Genomic DNA, 238 nt, shown 5'->3' with positions numbered 1-238 from the left:
CCGTTCGACAACGCGGGCAGTGCGCTCGACGATGCGCAGGCGGTGCATCTGATCAATACAAACCTGCTCGGTCCAGTGCGGATGAGTGCGGCGCTTGTCGAACATCTCAAGCAGCAGCCGGAGTCGACGATCATCAACAACAGTTCCGTGCTCGCCTATGTACCGCTGGCTGCTACTGCGCTGTATTCCGCAACCAAGGCAGCAGTCCACTCATACACCATGTCGCAGCGATTCATGC

1 protein-coding gene is annotated in these 238 nt (G+C 58.4%); it reads left to right on the top strand.

Annotated elements, in window-relative coordinates:
• Positions 1-238, top strand: a 238-nt coding sequence (locus SB753_RS41100) for an SDR family NAD(P)-dependent oxidoreductase (RefSeq protein ID WP_410805683.1), incomplete at both ends; no start/stop codon positions are given.

This window comes from Paraburkholderia sp. SIMBA_053 (assembly GCF_046534895.1).
GTDB classification, from domain to species: domain Bacteria; phylum Pseudomonadota; class Gammaproteobacteria; order Burkholderiales; family Burkholderiaceae; genus Paraburkholderia; species Paraburkholderia caledonica.
The sequence above is the reverse complement of the archived record's forward strand: the minus strand, read 5'-3'. Positions and strand labels throughout refer to the sequence as shown.